The following is a 13,705-nucleotide window of genomic DNA, read 5'->3' on the forward strand; positions in this document are numbered from 1 at the left end:
ATTGCCGCCATGGGATACATGACAGGCAAAACGGGCAAACAGCTCAGTGACCGAGCGTAATGACAGCTCTGCAGATTCGCGAAAAGTGGGGTTTTTGCTCAAGGAACAGCAAGCGCGCCAGCTTCACTCGATCTGTGTGGGCGGCTCTCTGTAGGGCGGTGCGGGGTGTCAATACAAGCGCATTGACGATGCTGCGAGGCCCGATCAGGAGACGTCCTTATAATCGGGGGGAGATTGTAGCGAAGAAACGCAGGGAAATGGTCGTGTTTAATGACTTTTATTAGGTGTTCGGTCAGGTGGTCAACAGGTGTTGAGCCCGCGCACGTGGCTGGCGCTGGCTGACACGGGCGCTAGGGGGCAGGGGATGGTGCAGCCAGTTGAGACGGATTTCTTCGATTTCGACCCAGTCATCACCCATCGGCTGGAGGCTGCACTGTTTGAATGCCTGGCAATGGCCGTTGCGGTCGAGCAGGGCGAAGCAGCGATGCAGAGGGCGTGGGTTGAACAGCGAAATGAGATAGCGCATGGCGAAGTACCTTGTGGGGTGACTGCTGTGAAGGTTGCCAGCGAGCCGTGACGAGCAAGTGTATGGGCGGTGACATCTCTGTGACAGGAACCGCGGTCTGAAGGGTTTGTCAGAGATTTCAGTAATCACTGTGGGGTGCTGGTTAGCCGCAGTGGCGCACCGCTATACTGCCGGCCTGTTTGTGCCTGATTCTGGAGAGAAGAGCATGTTGCAACGCCTGTTGTTCGGTTTGATCACTGTGACCAGTTTGACCCTGGTTGGCTGCGCCCACAGCCCGCAACAACTGAATCCGGAACCCAAGCTGACGACTCAGCTGGCACCGGTCGGTCATGGTCAACCGGTGGTGGTGCGTGTGGTGGACGGTCGTCCGTCGCCGACGTTGGGCACCCGTGGTGGCCTGTACCCTGAGACCAGCGCGATCACCGTGCAGGGCGCGCAGATTCTGCCGAAGTTGCAGGCCCAGGCCGAAGCGGCCGTGCGGTTGCTGGGTTTCACGCCAACCAACAATGCACCGAATGCACCGCAAATAACCGTGACCCTGGCCGAGCTGAAGTATCAGTCGCCTAAAGAAGGCATGTACGTGACCGAAGCGACCATCGGCGCGACGTTCCGCTCCGATGTGCAGAATGCCAATCGTCGTTACAGCGGTCGTTACGGTGCGTCCCTGGATCAACGTTTTGGTATGGCGCCGAATCAGGAAACCAATACCAAGCTGGTCAGTGATGTGCTGAGCGATGCGTTGACGCGTCTGTTCAAGGATCCGACCGTGGGTCAGGTTCTCGGCGAATAAACTTTCGTCGAAATCAAAAAAGCCCGGTGCCAGCAATGGCCCCGGGCTTTTTCATGCTTGCTGATTTTTGGTGGGAGTGCGCCCATCCCCTGTGGGAGCGAGCTTGCTCGCGATGGCGGCGTGTCAGGCGGCATCAGTGCTGAATGTTAAACCGTCATCGCGAGCAAGCTCGCTCCCACAGGGGGGCAGCGGTGTCAGGCCGCTTGTGAATAAAAATCCAGAACACTCACGCCCGTCAGCAAATCCGTCTCCGGCAAATCCGCATGCTGATGCCCACTCAATGCGCAGTACACCAGCCAGTGGCGGTCCTGGACATTGAAGGCGAGGCTGCCAACGAGGTTTTGTTGTTCGTCGCTTTGAGCAATGAGGTAGAGGCGATCCTGGTTTTCGGCGTGCAACATGACGGTTTCCGTGTCCGTTTTGAGGGGCGCCAGACTGGCGTATTCAAATGACGGCGCCGTGACACAGGACAGGAATCGGTCAAATGGTTCGTTATTTGTCGGAAAGCAAGGGCAGGTGGCGAGGCTTTCGGTAGAATTCGCGCCGCGGTCGTCGGTTCGGCGTCTGCCACCTGTTTTGCTGAGGTTCGTGATGTCGTTGCATTTGATTTCGCTGTTTACCAACCATCCCGCCAAGTTGATCAACCTGTTGGCCTTGTTGTTTGCCTTTCCGGGCGGCTGGTTGCTGCATGCCACTCGCCGCCGCGAACAGCGCGCGCTGGCCATTCTCCAAGCGCAAAGCCAGAGCCGTCGTATCGATGAACCGACGTTGATGCTGGATGGGGCGACCTTGCGCATGAACCGGTTTTTCTATGGGTTCGGTTTTGCCTGCCTGGGGTTGGCGCTGCTGGTGTCGTGGATCAGCACTCGGGTTTGAATTGCTAAAAAGCAAAAGATCGCAGCCTCGTTTCACTCGACAGCTCCTACAGGGCGAACGCTATCCCCTGTAGGAGCTGTCGAGTGAAACGAGGCTGCGATCTTTTGATCTTGCTTCAAAAAGACGTTACAGCGGTAAACCTGCTTTCACACGGTACTGATTGCGCACCGGCGTCGCGTATTGCAGGACCATGAACGGACGATGCTCCTCAGGGCATGCGTCCAGACGCTGTTGCCATTGCTCCTGAGCCTTGGCCAGTTCATCGGCCGCAAACACCTCGGAGGCTTTCGGCACCTGCAATTGCGGGTCGGCGTCTTTCCACTGGGCGTAAGCCAGATAATGCACCGGGAACAGGCGGTAGCCGCCGAGGATCTGCCGGTCCATCTCGATCGCCAATTGCTTGGTGTCGTCGAACAGTTCAGTGATCGGCGAGGCGAAGTTCACATGCACGCGGCCCTTGTAGCCGGTGATGCCCTTGGCAATGCTCACATCGTCCTCGCCCGGCACTTTGGTGTAGCTGCCGGTGGTGGCGCGGATGAACAGTTCGCGCGCCTTGGCTTGATCGCACGGGTCATATTCGTAGCTGATCGACACCGGGGTGAGGTTCAGCGAGCGAATGACTTCGCCAAACGGCTCGTCCTTGCGGCTCATGTGGAACATCTTGAGGATGGCCGACTCAGTGCGGTCGTCGCCGTCCTTGGCCCGGCCTTCGGCCTGGGCGATCCAGATCGAGGCGCAATCCTTGCGGATCGAGTGGTTGATGTAGGCCGACAGCAGCTGATACGCCGCCATCTTCTCGCGTCGACCGGCGATTGAACGGTGCACGATGAAGCTCTTGTTCAGGCGCATCAGATCGCTGACGAAGGGCTTTTGCAGCAGGTTGTCGCCGATCGCGATGCGCGGTGTCGGCAGGCCGGCGTGGTACACGGCGTAGTTGACGAAGGCCGGGTCCATTACGATGTCGCGATGGTTGGCGATGAACAGGTAGGCGCTGCCGGACTTGAACTGCTCGACGCCGGTGTACGTCACACCGTCCGTGGCTCGTTCGATGGTGTGGTCGACGTACATCTCGACTTTATCCTGCAACGTGGCCACCGACGTAACGCCGGCGAACTCACGGCGCAGCCGATGAGCTATAAGAGGTTTGAGCATCCAGCCGAAAGCACCGGCAAAACGCGGGAAGCGGAAGTGGATGAGGATATCTAGAAACGCCTTGTCGCCGAGCAGCCGGTCCAGCACTGCCGGGACTTCGCTGTCATTGTAAGGTCGGATGGCATCGAATTCGCCCATCATGCTCTCTTGTTAGAAACGGCTAGGGTAAGTAAAGGTTTTGATCGAAATCCAACGGGGTACGGTCTGAAAAGTTAGCCAGACAAAAATAGCCCTGCAAATAGACCGGCGATTATACGCACAAGTCACCTGGGAGACCGCGATGCTGGAAACCGAGCGCTACGAATGTCCGTATTGTGGTGAAGAGGCTGAGGCCGTTCTGGACTTGTCCGGGGGCGATCAGACCTATATCGAAGACTGTCCGGTGTGTTGTCGCCCCATCACGTTTGTTCTGCAGACTGACGGTCAGGAATGGTTGCTCGAAGTTCACAGCGAAAACGAATGAAAGGGGCACCCCATGCAGCGAATCTACGAGCCGGAAAACCTCATGGAAGGTGAGTTGCTGCAAAGCATGTTGGCCAGTGAGGGCATTGAAGCGCATCTGGTGGGGCGCGATTTGCTCGGTGGCAGCGGCGAATTGCCGATCTTTGGACTGCTGGGCTTGTCAGTCGATAACGACGAGGCCGAGTACGCCCGGGAGTTGATCACCGCGTACAATGCCGCGCTGCCACTGCCCGGCGATGAACCGGAGAGTTTTCCCGGCACGCTGGTCTGTTAGGCTGACGTTCGTTTATCAAGAGTCGTGTTGCCCCATGTGTGGACGTTATGCCCTGTTTCGCTGGAACCCCGCCTTCGCGGCCCTGCCTGGCTTCCCCGCCGATCAGCAGGCCCAGTGGAATATTTCTCCCAACGATTCGGTGCTGATGCTGCGAGCCGGCGTTGACGGTCAGCGTGAGCTGGCCCGCGCGCGTTGGGGTTTGACGCCGCCGTGGCTGACCGATTTGTCCCGCACGCCAGCCCATGCCCGGGCCGAAACCGTTGCCGAACAACCGATGTTTCGCCAGGCCCTGCGCGAACGCCGTTGCCTGCTGCCGGCCAACGGTTTTTACGAATGGCGCGGCACGACCCGCAAGCGCCCGTATTGGCTGACCCCGGGGGAGGGCTCGACGCTGTTCTTTGCGGCGATTTGGGAAGCGTATCCAGTGCAAGAGCAGGTGTGGCTGAGTACGGCGGTGATCACTCAGCCGGCGGCGAGTCAGCGCCGGCCGTTGATACTCGATGCGGCGGGGCAGGAGGCGTGGCTTAATCCCGAGACTCCGCTGCATGCCTTGCAAGCGTTGCTCGCCAGTGAGCCCGCGGCGTTGCGCGAGCGGGTGTTGGCGAATCTGGTGAATGATCCGAAGCTCAATGGGCCGGAGTGTTTGACCCCCGGCTGATGAGTTGTCTGGGCTGGCCCCATCGCGAGCAAGCTCGCTCCCACAGGTTTTGTGAACGCCGCAAATCCCTGTGGGAGCGAGCTTGCTCGCGATAAGGTCCGCAGGACCTTCCAGCTATTTTTAAACCTTGAACTGATTGATCAACCGCCGCTGCTGCTCAGCCAGCTTGGTCAGGTCCGCACTCGCCGCACTCGATTCATCCGCTCCGCCCGCCACTTCATTGGCCACTTGCCCGATGTTGATCACGTTCCGATTAATGTCATCAGCCACCGCACTCTGTTCCTCAGCCGCACTGGCAATCTGCGTGTTCATGTCGTTGATCACCGACACCGCCTGAGTAATCGTCTCCAGTGCCTCGGCCGCTTTCGCCGCGTGCTGCACGCTTTCGTCGGTACGGTTCTGACTGTCCTCCATCACCCGCACCACATCGCGCGTGCCTTGTTGCAGCTGCTGAATCATGGTCTGGATTTCTTCAGTGGCTTTCTGAGTCTTCTGTGCCAGGTTGCGCACTTCATCGGCTACCACCGCAAAACCGCGTCCCTGTTCGCCGGCGCGGGCCGCTTCGATGGCGGCGTTCAAGGCCAGCAGGTTGGTCTGCTCGGCAATCCCGCGAATCGCCGTCAGGATCGCATTGATGTTCTCGCTGTCCTTGGCCAAGGTTTGCACCACGCCGACAGCCTTACCGATTTCTATCGCCAGTACGCCAATGGAGTTCGACGTATCGCGCACGATTTGCATGCCCTGCGCCGCTGCCTGATCGGCATGGCTGGCGGCTTGCGCAGCCTGGGTCGCGTTGCGCGCCACGTCCTGGGCGGTCGCTGTCATTTCATGCACCGCCGTGGCCACCTGATCGATCTCGGCCATTTGCTTGTGCACGCCGATGTTGGTGCGGATGGCGATGTCGGCGGTGTGTTCCGACGAGTCGCTGACGCTCTGCACCGAAGTCACCACTTGGGTGATCATCACCTGCAACTTGGCCAGGAAGGTGTTGAAGCCTTTGGCGATTGAGCCCAGTTCGTCGGCGCGGTCGCTGGTCAGGCGGCGAGTCAGGTCGCCTTCGCCCTGAGCGATGTCGTCGAGCATCGCGACCATCTGCTTCAGCGGCCGGGCAATGCCGTGGCCCACCAGCCAGATCACCAGCAAGCCGACACCGGCAATCAACAAGCCGACCATGGCCATGCCGAAGGTGTCGGACTTGCGCTGGGCGTCCAGATCGCCCTGAAGTTTTTGCAGATCGGCCATCACTGCGTTCAGCGGCAATTGCAGCATGAGGGTCCAGCGAGCGTCGGTCTGGCCAATACCGAACGGCAGGTACAACTCGATCCGGCCCAGGGCCTTGTCGACGGTGTAGGTGACTTCGCCGCGCTTGAGATTGGCCATGTTGGCGATCTGCTGGCTGTCGAGGATGTCGCTGACTTTCTCGCCGAATTTGCTCGGATCCTTGGTGTAGGCAACGATCCGGCTGTTGCCGCCAATCAGGGCCATTTCGCCAGCGCCGCTGTACAACTTCTGATTCGCGCCGAGGAGCATTTCCTGGATGAAGTTCACCGACAGGTCGGCGCCGACGATGCCTTGAAAGGCGCCGTTGAGCATGATCGGTTCTATAAAGGAGGCGAGCATGACGATCTTGTCGCCGACCTTGTAGGGCGCCGGATCGATCACGCAGGATTTTTTGGTTTCTTTCGAGCACAGGTAGTACTCGCTGGCGCGAACGCCGGTGGACAGGGTTTTCTGGTCGTCGACGTCCACCAGTTTGTCCAGGCCCAGGCTGCCGTCTTCGTTGCGGAACCACCACGGCAGGAAGCGACCGTTGCTGGCGTCGATGCCGACCACCTGGGTGTCGACGTAGGCCGCATCGTTGTGATCGAGGGCGTTTTTTTCCCAGCCGATGTAGGTGCCGAGAATTTTCGGGTTCTTGGTGACGTTTTCCTTGATCAGGCTGATCAATTGCTCACGGCTCAGGTTTAACTGTGGCTGGCCATCGGCACCCGGTGTGCCGATCAATGCGTTGACTCGCACCAGTCCGCCGGCAATCAGTAGTGGCGCTTCGAGCTCGCGCTGGATCTGGCTGACCTGGGTTTGCGCCAGTGACGTCAGGCGCTGTTCGATGACTTGCTCGAATTGTGCCTGGGTCCGCTGCTGGACCATGTCTTGTGTCCGTGCGCCGGAAAACAACGCGTACAGCACCAGGGCTGCCACGACACTAAGAACGATGGCGCCGGCGAGGGCCGCCACGGAAAACTGGATCGACTTGAATTTCATGGGTGCTCCGCACGCAAGAGGACGTCTGCGGTGCTGTATCGGCGGGGTGTCGATGGCCATGAGCGGGGTTTGGCGAATTGGCTGTTTTGGAATGTTTGATGTCGTAAATGAATTAGTGTGTGCTACACGTCCGTTGTATCTGGCGTCGATACAATTCCACGCCTAGGATACGCCGCATGTTTTCAGGGAGATTTTTGATGAGTAAGACATTGGTTTTGTGTGCATTGAGCGCAGGTTTGCTGCTCGCCGGTTGTCAGTCGGTCAACACCACCAGTGGTGGCGCGGTGGGCGTTGAGCGTAAACAGTACATGTTCAGCATGCTCTCGACTGACGAGGTCAACCAGATGTACGCCCAGTCCTATCAAAAGACTGTCGGCGAGGCGAACACCAAAGGCGTGCTGGACAAGACCAGTAACGAGGCCAAACGTGTCCAGGTCATTGCCGACCGGCTGATTGCCCAGGCGCCGGTTTTCCGTCCGGATTCGGCCCAATGGAAGTGGGAAGTCAACCTGATCAAGAGCGACGAACTCAACGCCAACTGCGGGCCTGGCGGCAAGATCATTTTCTACACGGGGCTGATCGACAGCCTGCAACTCACCGACGATGAAATCGCCGCGATCATAGGTCACGAAATCGCCCACGCCCTGCGCGAGCATGGTCGTGAAGCGATGTCCAAGGCTTACGGCATCGAAATGGCCAAGCAAGGCGCCGGTGCCTTGTTCGGTCTGGGTCAGGACAGCCTGGCGTTGGCGGATACCGTGGCCAACTACGGCATGACCTTGCCCAACAGTCGCGCCAATGAAAACGAGGCGGACCTGATCGGCCTGGAGCTGGCCGCTCGCGCCGGTTACAACCCAAACGCCGCGATCACCCTGTGGAACAAGATGACCAAGGCCTCGGAAGGTTCGCCGCCGGAGTTCATGAGCACTCACCCGGCGTCGTCGAGTCGTATTGCTTCGTTGCAGGCGGCGATTCCGAAAGTCATGCCGTTGTACGAGAAAGCCAAGAAGTCCTGACAGTCATGTATTGAGGCTTCCGGCCTCATCGCGAGCAAGCTCGCTCCCACATTGGTTTTGTGATCGACACTGACCCCTGTGGGAGCGAGCTTGCTCGCGATGAACGATGACGCGGAGTCACTGACTTACCGCGTCAAACCCACCCGCTGCTCTGCATCGCCTTGTACACCGCGACAATGGCGAGGATGAAGAACGCCGACGCCGCCAGGCGACGGATCAGGGTGAGCGGCAATTTATCCGCGGCAAAGTTACCCGCCAAAACCACCGGCACGTTGGCAATCAACATCCCGACGGTGGTGCCGATGATCACCAGCCACAGTTCCGGGTATTGCGCCGCGAGCATCACCGTGGCGACTTGAGTCTTGTCGCCCATCTCCGCAAGGAAAAACGCGATCAACGTGGTCAGAAACGGTCCGAACTTGCGGGCGGTGCTGGCTTCGTCGTCGTCCATCTTGTCCGGCACCAGGGTCCACAATGCGGTCGCGGTGAAGCTCGCGGCGAGGATCCAGTGCAGCGTCGCATTCGAGAAGAAACTACCGACCCAGGCGCCTACCGCGCCGGCTGCAGCGTGGTTGGCCAGGGTTGCAGCGACGATACCGGCGATGATCGGCCAGGGTTTGCGAAAGCGAGCGGCGAGAATGAGCGCGAGCAGTTGCGTCTTGTCGCCGATTTCGGCCAAGGCAACGATTGCGGTGGGAACGAGAAGTGAATCCAGCATCAGGGTTTTCCTAAGGGGCGGGTCGACACGGCTATGACACGTACAGCCTTCCCGCCCCGGGTAAGGTGTTCGTGTCATAGGTCTTGTCAAACCCTGCGATCCGTCTGATGCGGACGCTTGGGTCGCATACGCCATGGTCTGTTGACCAAGTATGTTGACGTATGCCGGACGAGCATGGCGCTCGTGGGAGACTACTCCCCTAGGACGGAGCGGATTCTGCCTAGGCAAAATCCGTTAGGCAAGCACTTATTTATCAGCCGCGTTTGGCCCGATAGATTCTGAAACCCTGTCCCTCGGCCTTGATTGCACACACGCCGAGGTGCTCTTCGATCAGCGGTTGGTACTTCAGGAAGCTGTTGGCTACCAAGCGCAGTTCGCCGCCGTTTTTCAGATGTTTGGCTGCTTTTCGCAGCAAGTTCTCGGTAGCGAAGTAGTCGGTGTGAACCCCGACATGGAACGGTGGGTTGCTCAAAATCGCACTCAAACCCATCGGTGCTGCGTCGATGCCGTCACCGGTAATCACATCAGCTTCCAGACCGTTGGCAGCCAATGTCATTTGACTACTGGCAGCCGCAAACGCATCCACATCAAGCAAGGTGACCTGGTTGTGTGGATAACGGCGTTTCACCGCTGCTCCCAACACACCGGCACCGCAACCGAAGTCCAGCAAATGGCCGCTCGGCAATTTGTCCAGATGCTCCAGCAACAGTGCGCTGCCGCGATCCAGTCGACCGTGGCTGAACACGCCCGGCAGGCTGATGACTTTTAGCGGACCTTCGGCCAGCGGCAACTCGTAAGTCTGGGCCAGGCTTTCCAGCGACTTGGCTTCTGGCGCCGTGGCCACGGTAACCAGCCAGAGTTGGCAATGCCGCGCGCTGTCGAGCTTGCGCGGTTTGCCGAAGGGGTTCAGCTGTTTGGCCGCGCCTTCGATGCCGCTGCGTTTTTCACCCACCAGATACAGTTCACGACCGGCCAGTCTGGAGGCGAGGGCGTTGAGGATGTAGTCGGTCAGGTCCTTGGACTTGGGCAGAAACACCACGGCGGTGTCGAACGCGCGCTCCGGTGCATTCACACCGAAATGGCTGCGCTCGGCGAAGCGGGCATCCAGCGCTGCTTGATCGCCGGCATGCCAGCACCAGCCATGAGCGTCGGGCAGACGGCCTAGCAGGTCATCGGCGGGCAAACCGGCCAGCAGCACCGAACCCTGGAATAACTCGGCCTGACGAAGCAGTACTTCACTGCGCGGATCCATACTCTGCTCCTGTAAAAAAGTGCCGCAGTCTATCAACTGACGACCCGCAGTGCTTTACCGCTGAAGTATCCCTGCGCGTTTTCGGTCAACTGGCCCACGATCCGCTGGCGTGCCTCGCGACTGCCCCAGGCGTTGTGCGGGGTGACAATCAACCGTGGAATGTCATGGGCCAGCAGCGGATTGCCAGCGGTCGGCGGCTCGACGCTCAACACGTCGGTGGCCGCGCCACCCAGGTGACCGTTGCGCAAGGCATCGGCCAGGGCCTGTTCGTCGATCAGGCCGCCGCGTGCGGTGTTGACCACGAACGCACCGGGTTTCATCGAGGCCAACTCACGGGCTCCGATGAAGTGGCGGGTGTGTTCGTTGAGCGGGCAATGCAGGGTCAGCGCGTCGATCTGCGGCAGCAGCTCATCCAGTGGCAAACGATCCGGCCGGGCAGGGCGCCCGGGAATCTGACCGAGCAGTACGCGCATGCCAAAGGCTTCGGCCAGTCGTGCGACCGCGCCGCCCAGTTCGCCGTGACCGAGCAGGCCGAGGGTTTTGCCTTCCAGTTCGACAATCGGGTAATCCAGCAGACAGAACTGTTTCGCCTGCTGCCAGCGACCTTCGCCCACAGCCTTTTGATAATCGGCCAGGCGCGTTGCCAGGTTGAGCAGCAACATGATCGTGTGCTGCGCCACCGACGGCGTACCGTAACCCTGGCAATTGCACACGGTGATCCCGTGGGCGCGGGCGGCGGCGAGGTCGACGTTGTTGGTGCCGGTGGCCGTGATCAGGATCAGCTTCAGCTCGGGGCTGGCAGCGATGGCGGCGGCGTCGATCAGGATCTTGTTGCTGATGGCAACGGTGGCGCCCTTGAGGCGTTCGATCACCTGGTCCGGCGTGGTCTGGGCGAAAAGCTGTAAGTCGCTGAAACACTCTTGCAGCGGGCTGAGGTCGAGGTCGCCCAGGTCCAGGGACGGGTGGTCGAGGAAAACGGCGCGGTGAGTGTTCGTCATCAACTGTACCTTTTGTGCAATGAACTGAAGGCGTACTCTGCCGAGCCTACCAGATGAAACAAACAGTTACGCTTGGCCAAAAGGAAACCCCATGTACTGGACAGAGTTTTTGACCGTCGCCCTGATTCACTTGCTGGCCGTGGCCAGCCCCGGCCCGGACTTTGCGGTGGTGGTGCGTGAGAGCGTGACCCATGGTCGTCGCGCGGGCACCTGGACGGCGCTGGGTGTCGGCACGGCCATTTTCCTGCACGTTGGCTATTCGTTGCTCGGCATTGGCCTGATCGTGTCCCAGTCGATCGTGTTGTTTAATGCCCTGAAATGGGCGGCCGCCGCATACTTGCTGTACATCGGCTTCAAGGCCCTGCGAGCACAGCCGGCCCAACCTGCGGCTGACGATCTGCACAAGGAAGCGGGCGAGCGCACTGCTCGCGGCGCCTTCACGTCGGGTTTCGTGACCAACGGCCTGAACCCGAAAGCGACGCTGTTCTTCCTCTCACTGTTCACCGTGGTGATCAACCCGCACACGCCGCTGACGGTACAGGCGGGCTACGGCCTCTACCTCGCAGTGGCCACCGCGGTGTGGTTCTGCCTGGTGGCGATGCTGTTCAGCCAGCAGCGCGTGCGCGCAGGTTTTGCCCGGATGGGGCACTGGTTCGATCGGACGATGGGCGCGGTACTGATCGCCATCGGTGTGAAACTCGCGTTTACCGAGATGCATTGATCGCGCTACGCGTCATGGAAATGAAATACCAGCAGGTGCTGGCGCAACGCTAGCATTTGCACGACTTTGCAAATCATTCCTTTGGCTGATTTGGCTGGCGTCCAAGGGCACTAAAGTGCTTACTTTCAGCCACGACCGTGCAGTCAGAAAAGGGACTCTTATGTTGCAGACTCGCGTTATCCCTCCAGCCGAAGGCGCTTACCAGTATCCGCTGCTGATTAAACGGCTGCTGATGTCCGGCGCTCGTTATGAAAAAACCCGCGAGATCATTTACCGCGACCAGTTGCGCTACAGCTATCCGACCCTGATCGAACGGGTCGCCAGGCTGGCCAACGTGCTGACGGCGGCCGGCGTCAAGGCCGGGGATACCGTGGCGGTGATGGACTGGGACAGCCATCGTTATCTGGAATGCATGTTCGCCATCCCGATGATCGGCGCGGTGATCCACACCATCAACGTGCGCCTGTCGCCGGAACAGATCCTCTACACCATGAACCACGCCGAGGACCGCTTTGTGCTGGTCAACAGCGAGTTCGTCGGGTTGTACCAGGCCATTGCCGGGCACCTGACCACGGTAGAGAAAACCCTGCTGCTGACCGACCTGCCGGAAAAAACCGCCGACCTGCCGAACCTCATCGGCGAGTATGAGCAGTTGCTGGCGGCGGCGAGCACGCAGTACGACTTCCAGGACTTCGACGAAAACTCGGTCGCGACCACGTTCTACACCACCGGCACCACCGGTAATCCCAAAGGTGTGTACTTCACCCATCGGCAGCTGGTGCTGCACACCATGGGTGTGTCGACCATCATGGGCGCCATCGACAGCGTGCGGTTGCTGGGCACCAACGACGTGTACATGCCGATCACCCCGATGTTCCATGTGCACGCCTGGGGCCTGCCGTATGTGGCGACCATGCTCGGGCTCAAGCAGGTCTATCCCGGTCGCTATGACCCTGAGTACCTGGTGGAGCTGTGGCGCAAGGAGAAGGTCACCTTTTCCCATTGCGTGCCGACCATCCTGCAAATGGTCCTCAATTCAAAAGCGGCGCAAGGCACGGATTTCGGTGGCTGGAAAATCGTCATCGGCGGCAGTGCACTGAACCGTGCGCTTTACGACGCGGCCAAGGCCAAGGGCATTCAGCTGACCGCCGCTTATGGCATGTCGGAAACCGGGCCGTTGGTGTCGTGTGCACACCTCAACGATGAGCTGATGGCCGGCACCGAAGACGAACGCACCACTTACCGGATCAAGGCCGGTGTGCCGGGGCCATTGGTGGAGGCGGCGATCGTCGACACCGACGGCAACTTCCTGCCCGCCGATGGCGAGACCCAGGGCGAACTGGTGCTGCGTGCACCGTGGCTCACCGAGGGCTATTTCAACGAACCGCAAAAGGGCGCCGAGCTCTGGGCCGGGGGCTGGCTGCACACCGGTGACGTAGCGACCCTGGACAGCATGGGTGTGATCGACATCCGCGACCGGATCAAGGACGTGATCAAGACCGGCGGCGAGTGGATCTCCTCCCTGGACCTTGAAGACTTGATCAGCCGCCACCCTGCGGTACGCGAAGTAGCAGTGGTGGGCATCGCCGATCCGCAGTGGGGCGAACGTCCGTTCGCACTGCTGGTGGTCCGCGAAGGCCATGAGATCGGGGCCAAAGAACTGAAGGAACACCTCAAGCCGTTCGTGGAACTGGGGCACCTGAGCAAGTGGGCCATCCCGAGCCAGATCGCCCTTGTTACTGAAATTCCCAAGACCAGTGTCGGCAAACTCGACAAGAAGCGCATTCGCGTCGACATCACCGAATGGCAAGCCAACAACAGCACCTTCCTCTCGACGCTTTAAGCGTCACCCGGCGTGCCCAAAAGGGCACGCCAGCCCCACCAAGCAAGCGCTTGGCTTGTCAAATCTGAAATTTCAGCCATTCTTGCCGTGCCGACGGGCGTCGGCTTGGCAAAGGACTGTTCCAGAGTGGCTAGCAGCTGCAAATCACACTTTAGAG

Annotated in this window: 15 protein-coding genes, 1 pseudogene and 1 riboswitch; of the genes and pseudogenes, 8 read left to right on the forward strand and 8 right to left on the reverse strand. The window is 59.7% G+C overall.

Annotated features, from left to right (window positions below):
• Nucleotides 1-292: 292 nt before the first annotated feature.
• Nucleotides 293-526 (reverse strand): hypothetical protein, encoded by a 234-nt coding sequence (locus ACMXYJ_RS06500; protein ID WP_150658978.1) that lies wholly within the window; start codon nucleotides 524-526, stop codon nucleotides 293-295.
• Between the two features lie 205 nt (nucleotides 527-731).
• Here ACMXYJ_RS06500 and ACMXYJ_RS06505 point away from each other — a divergent pair, with 205 nt between their 5' ends.
• On the forward strand, nucleotides 732-1,316 hold the full coding sequence (locus ACMXYJ_RS06505; RefSeq protein WP_027925980.1) for a YajG family lipoprotein: 585 nt from the start codon (nucleotides 732-734) through the stop codon (nucleotides 1,314-1,316).
• Nucleotides 1,317-1,510: 194 nt separating this feature from the next.
• On the opposite strand, the gene ACMXYJ_RS06510 is transcribed toward ACMXYJ_RS06505, so the two are convergent.
• The gene (locus ACMXYJ_RS06510) at nucleotides 1,511-1,717 is read right to left on the reverse strand and encodes a hypothetical protein (protein WP_282379064.1); all 207 of its coding nucleotides are present in this window, start codon (nucleotides 1,715-1,717) and stop codon (nucleotides 1,511-1,513) included.
• Between the two features lie 190 nt (nucleotides 1,718-1,907).
• On the opposite strand from ACMXYJ_RS06510, the gene ACMXYJ_RS06515 reads away from it, so the two are divergent.
• Complete coding sequence (locus tag ACMXYJ_RS06515) at nucleotides 1,908-2,192, forward strand: hypothetical protein (RefSeq protein WP_415759170.1); 285 nt, start codon at nucleotides 1,908-1,910, stop codon at nucleotides 2,190-2,192.
• Between the two features lie 126 nt (nucleotides 2,193-2,318).
• Here the strand turns inward: ACMXYJ_RS06515 and ACMXYJ_RS06520 are convergent, their stop codons facing one another.
• Nucleotides 2,319-3,482 (reverse strand): 1-acyl-sn-glycerol-3-phosphate acyltransferase, encoded by a 1,164-nt coding sequence (locus ACMXYJ_RS06520; RefSeq protein WP_415759171.1) that lies wholly within the window; start codon nucleotides 3,480-3,482, stop codon nucleotides 2,319-2,321.
• Nucleotides 3,483-3,624: 142 nt separating this feature from the next.
• Here ACMXYJ_RS06520 and ACMXYJ_RS06525 point away from each other — a divergent pair, with 142 nt between their 5' ends.
• The 3 genes from ACMXYJ_RS06525 to ACMXYJ_RS06535 are packed head-to-tail and all read left to right on the forward strand — an operon-like array spanning nucleotide 3,625 to nucleotide 4,738.
• Entirely contained in the window at nucleotides 3,625-3,807 is a 183-nt protein-coding gene (locus ACMXYJ_RS06525; RefSeq protein ID WP_008153387.1) for a CPXCG motif-containing cysteine-rich protein, read from the forward strand.
• A gap of 12 nt (nucleotides 3,808-3,819) precedes the next feature.
• Nucleotides 3,820-4,080, forward strand: a complete 261-nt coding sequence (locus ACMXYJ_RS06530) for a putative signal transducing protein (RefSeq protein ID WP_008153386.1) — start codon at nucleotides 3,820-3,822, stop codon at nucleotides 4,078-4,080.
• Between the two features lie 34 nt (nucleotides 4,081-4,114).
• On the forward strand, nucleotides 4,115-4,738 hold the full coding sequence (locus ACMXYJ_RS06535) for an SOS response-associated peptidase (RefSeq protein WP_046048287.1): 624 nt from the start codon (nucleotides 4,115-4,117) through the stop codon (nucleotides 4,736-4,738).
• A gap of 120 nt (nucleotides 4,739-4,858) precedes the next feature.
• Here ACMXYJ_RS06535 and ACMXYJ_RS06540 read toward each other — a convergent pair whose 3' ends face one another.
• Both ACMXYJ_RS06540 and ACMXYJ_RS06545 read right to left on the reverse strand, forming a co-directional pair.
• Nucleotides 4,859-5,701, reverse strand: a complete 843-nt coding sequence (locus ACMXYJ_RS06540) for a methyl-accepting chemotaxis protein (RefSeq protein ID WP_370695251.1) — start codon at nucleotides 5,699-5,701, stop codon at nucleotides 4,859-4,861.
• 63 nt (nucleotides 5,702-5,764) lie between these two features.
• Nucleotides 5,765-7,060: pseudogene (locus ACMXYJ_RS06545) on the reverse strand (methyl-accepting chemotaxis protein); the annotation flags it as partial.
• Nucleotides 7,061-7,197: 137 nt separating this feature from the next.
• On the opposite strand from ACMXYJ_RS06545, the gene ACMXYJ_RS06550 reads away from it, so the two are divergent.
• Entirely contained in the window at nucleotides 7,198-8,016 is an 819-nt protein-coding gene (locus ACMXYJ_RS06550) for a M48 family metallopeptidase (RefSeq protein ID WP_415759172.1), read from the forward strand.
• A gap of 133 nt (nucleotides 8,017-8,149) precedes the next feature.
• On the opposite strand, the gene ACMXYJ_RS06555 is transcribed toward ACMXYJ_RS06550, so the two are convergent.
• The 3 genes from ACMXYJ_RS06555 to ACMXYJ_RS06565 all read right to left on the reverse strand — a co-directional run bounded on the left by ACMXYJ_RS06555 (nucleotide 8,150) and on the right by ACMXYJ_RS06565 (nucleotide 10,984).
• On the reverse strand, nucleotides 8,150-8,734 hold the full coding sequence (locus ACMXYJ_RS06555; RefSeq protein WP_102615272.1) for a TMEM165/GDT1 family protein: 585 nt from the start codon (nucleotides 8,732-8,734) through the stop codon (nucleotides 8,150-8,152).
• Between the two features lie 88 nt (nucleotides 8,735-8,822).
• Nucleotides 8,823-8,947, reverse strand: a riboswitch (yybP-ykoY riboswitch).
• A gap of 40 nt (nucleotides 8,948-8,987) precedes the next feature.
• Nucleotides 8,988-9,986, reverse strand: a complete 999-nt coding sequence (locus ACMXYJ_RS06560; protein WP_415759173.1) for a methyltransferase — start codon at nucleotides 9,984-9,986, stop codon at nucleotides 8,988-8,990.
• A 32-nt stretch (nucleotides 9,987-10,018) separates the two neighbouring features.
• A complete protein-coding gene (locus tag ACMXYJ_RS06565) occupies nucleotides 10,019-10,984 on the reverse strand; it encodes a 2-hydroxyacid dehydrogenase (protein WP_415759174.1) in 966 nt (321 codons plus the stop codon).
• Nucleotides 10,985-11,075: 91 nt separating this feature from the next.
• On the opposite strand from ACMXYJ_RS06565, the gene ACMXYJ_RS06570 reads away from it, so the two are divergent.
• Both ACMXYJ_RS06570 and ACMXYJ_RS06575 read left to right on the forward strand, forming a co-directional pair.
• A complete protein-coding gene (locus ACMXYJ_RS06570) occupies nucleotides 11,076-11,705 on the forward strand; it encodes a LysE family translocator (RefSeq protein WP_415759175.1) in 630 nt (209 codons plus the stop codon).
• Between the two features lie 160 nt (nucleotides 11,706-11,865).
• Nucleotides 11,866-13,548 (forward strand): fatty acid--CoA ligase, encoded by a 1,683-nt coding sequence (locus ACMXYJ_RS06575; RefSeq protein WP_095130433.1) that lies wholly within the window; start codon nucleotides 11,866-11,868, stop codon nucleotides 13,546-13,548.
• Nucleotides 13,549-13,705 lie beyond the last annotated feature (157 nt).

The sequence above is a fragment of the Pseudomonas arabinosi genome (assembly GCF_047758675.1).
Taxonomy (GTDB): Bacteria; Pseudomonadota; Gammaproteobacteria; order Pseudomonadales; family Pseudomonadaceae; genus Aquipseudomonas; species Aquipseudomonas arabinosi.